This is a genomic window from Prevotella veroralis DSM 19559 = JCM 6290 (genome assembly GCF_000377625.1).
Taxonomy (GTDB): domain Bacteria; phylum Bacteroidota; class Bacteroidia; order Bacteroidales; family Bacteroidaceae; genus Prevotella; species Prevotella veroralis.
Window position 1 is genome coordinate 1 of record NZ_KB898349.1, and the last position, 4,371, is coordinate 4,371.

The window sequence follows — 4,371 nt, forward strand, 5'->3', positions numbered from 1 at the left end:
AGAAAGAATTGATGCCGTCAATATGGTATTCAGAATCCCGTCACTGCTACATTTTTTATTGCTACAATTTTTGTGTAGCAGTTTATGTAGCAGAATTTGACCGAATGATGACTGTCAAAACATAGGGTTATGCCGTCAGGCGATAGAGGTATATACAAAGAAAAATCGTTGTAAAACCTTGATTTTACAACGATTAGCTAATTTTTGAAGGCTAAATTGACAACCTTTGTGAAGTCCTTTTGAAGCCTATTAGCGGAGAGAGAGGGATTCGAACCCCCGGTACCTCTCGGTACGACGGTTTTCAAGACCGTTGTAATCGACCACTCTACCATCTCTCCAGAAAGTAACTATTGTAGTCAACCTGCTTCCTTATAGAAAGCGAGTGCAAAGATAGGAATAAATTCTTTAACTGCAAAATAATTAGATATTTTTTTCAAGAAAAGTACTTTTAAGAGCAAAGAATCGGCTTAATAAGTTATAAATTGGGGAAGAAAGTAATAAACGATAGCATGAATAATAGAGTACTCCCCCACCCCATCCCTAAAATGAAAGGACTTGAGTGGTTGGAAATAACGAATATTCTTACAGAAACACCTATTTAATTTATGATTTAAGTTGCTGTCATTTTTAACACTTTTGCTAACATCTTTATCATCAACTACTTATCATCATTAAACGCATGACACTTATGACAGCAAAATTGATTTAGTTCTTCGCACGACTCCCCAGCCCATAATAGGGATAAGATGCAATAAAGTGGATCAGAGACTTGAGCGAATTAAACACTTCGCTAAGCTTATCACAAACGAATTCAGATTCCCATGCAGATATTCACATGGAATATTTATCAATTTTTGGGAAAACTCTTTACCAATGGGTAAGATGTCATATCTAAATCAACTCACCCACAATAAGGATCATTCGGATAAGAGAAAACATATATAAGCACGCCCCCCATTTCCATAGCTAGCACCAGTTTACCCATTGTCTGATAACGTTTCAACCCACCAACATACACACTATCAGCCCAACTTAAGTATATTGGCAATAATACTCCTATCATAAACCACTTGCCGTTTATTATAATTAAGGAATAGATAACGTCGTTCCACCGAATATAAGGTCGACATCACATGCCCCACCCTACCTATCATCTATTCGAAAATGACAAAAATAATGTACCGCTGTACACATCTTAATCACAGAAAAAATGGATTAAATAGAACATAACAGGAACACAAAGTTTATTGCGGAACATAAGAACGCACGACAGGCGATGCCCTTGTGTAATTCAAGGAAGCCTCTTCTCCATCTGAAGAAAGCGTTTCTTCAGATTAAAGAAAGGCTTTCTTTATTTCCAACAACAACCATATTTTGTTTGGGAAATACTATTCATATTGATTTAAAAAAGGTATATTTGTACCTGAGAGGAATAACACTTTCAAATGTAAATAATGATTTAATTAAAGATAATCGCGTATTTCTTTGAAAGAGAAGACATAAGATAAGACCGATATTTACCTATATGTTACAAAGAAAAGACAAATATCTTAACGTAATATTACTCGCCTTAGAGTTTCCCTTTGCATGCTTCCTTGCATTGTTTACATTAGATGGCTCGTCAAGTATGCACGCATTCAAAGAACACCCTTGGGCTATATTTATGGAGAGATTTCTATTCACTTTAATTCCCATACTATCCGTTGTCTTCCTCTTTTTACTTAGCCTAAATATTTCCTTTATTCTTTTTTATAAGGATAAGAATCCCGGAAAGACTTTTACATATAAGTTCTTTGCGATACATACCTTGCATGTCTCATTAATGGTTTTGCTATTACTTCTTTTGAAACTGTTAATCTTTGGATATTGTTAAAAGAAATGAGTGGACGGGGGAACAAGCTAACAAATCACGAATAAAGTTGTATATTTGCTTTCGATATAAGAACAGATCGCAAACATCTATTAAGATCAACGTTTCAAATATAGAGATAAAATAAAAGGAGGTACAAGTAATTTCAATCAAAAGATTATGACGATAAATAAAATAGAATATAAGCAGGCACGTAAATACCTTTTACTAATTACCGTGGGATGTGGTATATATTTCTTTTATAGCATCATTGCCATCTATTATGAAAGAGAAGCCATAAAGAATGGTCCCATCAGGACATATAAAATAGTATCCAGACATAATGGAGCAATAAACGTAACATCATATAACATCATACGTTATTTGGGGAAAGAATATACCATCACTGTAAGTAGGAAGGAGATAAATGAAGGGAAGCTACAAAGACCTATATATTATAACAAATGGAATGACACGCTCATTTATGATGAAGCTGGAGATAATTACGTCAGATTGGGGATTCTCTCTTTAGGCTTGCTCGCAATACTCGGATTAAGATTCTATATCAAACACTATCATGGCGAAAGAAACGAACATTCAATGAATGGATAATGATGATAAGTTACTTATTTTATGGATGTCCATATATCGCTATCAACGAATTACTATATACAAAATCAATTCCACAAAGGCAAAATAGAAAAGAAAGCAATGTATAAATTGAATTATATTTTATTGGTTGTCTTTGCTGTTATATACACAGGATGCACTCACAAAAAGGTACAAAAGATAAACGCAGACAGCGCATTATACGAAAAGATATGTGCTACAGAAGTCCCGAAAGAGAACTTGGATATTCCGATGATAGCCACTGCTACATATAATAACGGAACTCCTTTTTACGGGAAGGGAAGGCAGTATTATGAACTCTCCGAGAATGATTTGGCGGAAATAAAGTCTATCTTAAATAATCAGATACCGAAAGAGCAGTCCCTCAAAGCAATACACTTGAATATAGATAATTATTTCAGACAATATTTAGCATATACCAATCAAGACGGAATCTTCGTTTTGGTCAATCTTTATAAATATTATTATATCTCTCACCCAGCAAGCCAGACAAAAGGAATATATGCTCCAGCAAAAGGAATACATATCATTTCATTAATACAAGAAAGGAACAGAGCGAGGTATGATAACATTCTTATTCTTTTGGACTTAGCCCAAAAACGTATCAAAAAGGTCGATATCATCTGATGGATTGTCATAATTCATGATTCAAAATTGTGATTAGTTTAAAATTGACGATCGAATGAGCTGATCGTTCACTAATATAGTTTTAATTTTAGTTGCTGTCACTTTTAACATTTGAGTTATATCTCTTATTATCAACCACTTGTACACAACAATAAGATGACAGTAGTGACAGTAAAAACAAAAATGGCTTCACTCCTCCCTCTTCACATAGAGAGTGAGGGCTTAACAGGAAAGACTTCAGAGACAGACAGAATAAGAATACGTTTCAAGTTAGCCTCCACTCCTCCTGTGTTGGTGCCAGACACGGGGCGTGATGAGCGCAAACACGGGACTGATAGAACATAGGTACTGGAGAACCGGAGGATATGCAAAGAGAAAAGGTACCCCAAAGACATATTGTCTCAATGACTTACTTTTGAAGAAAAGCATAACAATATGCGGACAGACGAGGGAGTCTGTCCCTACTTGTGGCACTACATTCAATAGAACTAATAACTTGGTAACCAGCCAACTCATCCATTCGTCAACCGAAATCTAATCATAACTTTGAGTTGTAAATAATGAATCGTGAATTAAAGGAAACAAGTTGGAACTATCAGAGAAGAGGGTAAAGAAGAAGAAAAGAGAAACCATGTTTTTTATAAGGAAACGAAAAATAACATGATAAAATTTTGAGAAATCAAATTAAAGCATTACCTTTGCACCCGCATTTGAGTTGGTGTTAAGTAATTCAGCTAACATACTTTTTAGGAAGGATGGGTGAGTGGCTGAAACCAGCAGTTTGCTAAACTGCCGTGCGCGTAAGCGTACCGGGGGTTCGAATCCCCCTCCTTCCGCATTACTCAACAGACTTAGATGCAACCCTGGTCGATTCATCTAACGGTTAGGATACAAGATTCTCAATCTTGGCATAGGGGTTCGATTCCCCTATCGACTACCATCCCTTACATTTGAGTCAAGTTGCTATTCCGGTCGATTCATCTAACGGTTAGGATACAAGATTCTCAATCTTGGCATAGGGGTTCGATTCCCCTATCGACTACAGAAGCTCTTCCTTTTGGTGGAGCTTTATTTATTTTAACGTGAGTTCGACGAATTCAGAACAATGCAAGCTGTGTGTCCATGGTTCTTTGTATATTGATGCACGGCTTCTTTGGAAACAGACAATAGGCGGCAATGGCTCCTAATAAGTTGACGATGAAATTGTCAAAGCATCTATGTCTGGAGTGCTCTACTTGTGCAATGTTCTTAAGTTCATCATTCAC

At 36.0% G+C, this 4,371-nt stretch carries 3 protein-coding genes, 4 tRNA genes and 1 pseudogene; 6 read left to right on the forward strand and 2 right to left on the reverse strand.

What is annotated here, in order from left to right:
- Positions 1-253: 253 nt before the first annotated feature.
- A tRNA-Ser gene (locus D464_RS0112270) sits at positions 254-338 on the reverse strand.
- Positions 339-2,029: 1,691 nt separating this feature from the next.
- Here D464_RS0112270 and D464_RS0112285 point away from each other — a divergent pair.
- From D464_RS0112285 to D464_RS0112310, 6 genes are all read left to right on the forward strand, one after another.
- Positions 2,030-2,461: a hypothetical protein gene (locus D464_RS0112285; protein WP_018911619.1), complete on the forward strand. Its 432-nt coding sequence runs from the start codon at positions 2,030-2,032 to the stop codon at positions 2,459-2,461.
- Positions 2,462-2,560: 99 nt separating this feature from the next.
- Complete coding sequence (locus tag D464_RS0112290; RefSeq protein WP_244264096.1) at positions 2,561-3,106, forward strand: hypothetical protein; 546 nt, start codon at positions 2,561-2,563, stop codon at positions 3,104-3,106.
- Between the two features lie 156 nt (positions 3,107-3,262).
- Positions 3,263-3,451: a hypothetical protein gene (locus D464_RS0112295; protein ID WP_051076977.1), complete on the forward strand. Its 189-nt coding sequence runs from the start codon at positions 3,263-3,265 to the stop codon at positions 3,449-3,451.
- 404 nt (positions 3,452-3,855) lie between these two features.
- Positions 3,856-3,942: transfer RNA gene (locus D464_RS0112300), tRNA-Ser, on the forward strand.
- A gap of 29 nt (positions 3,943-3,971) precedes the next feature.
- Positions 3,972-4,046 (forward strand) — tRNA-Glu (locus D464_RS0112305).
- 30 nt (positions 4,047-4,076) lie between these two features.
- Positions 4,077-4,148 (forward strand) — tRNA-Glu (locus D464_RS0112310).
- A gap of 55 nt (positions 4,149-4,203) precedes the next feature.
- Here D464_RS0112310 and D464_RS14050 read toward each other — a convergent pair.
- Positions 4,204-4,371: pseudogene (locus D464_RS14050) on the reverse strand (IS982 family transposase); the annotation flags it as partial.

Bases quoted from the DNA above. Each gene is read 5' to 3' on its own strand.
- D464_RS0112285 (WP_018911619.1), top strand. From the start codon at position 2,030: ATGACGATAAATAAAATAGAATATAAGCAGGCACGTAAATACCTTTTA.
- D464_RS0112295 (WP_051076977.1), top strand. From the start codon at position 3,263: ATGACAGTAGTGACAGTAAAAACAAAAATGGCTTCACTCCTCCCTCTT.
- D464_RS0112290 (WP_244264096.1), top strand. From the start codon at position 2,561: ATGTATAAATTGAATTATATTTTATTGGTTGTCTTTGCTGTTATATAC.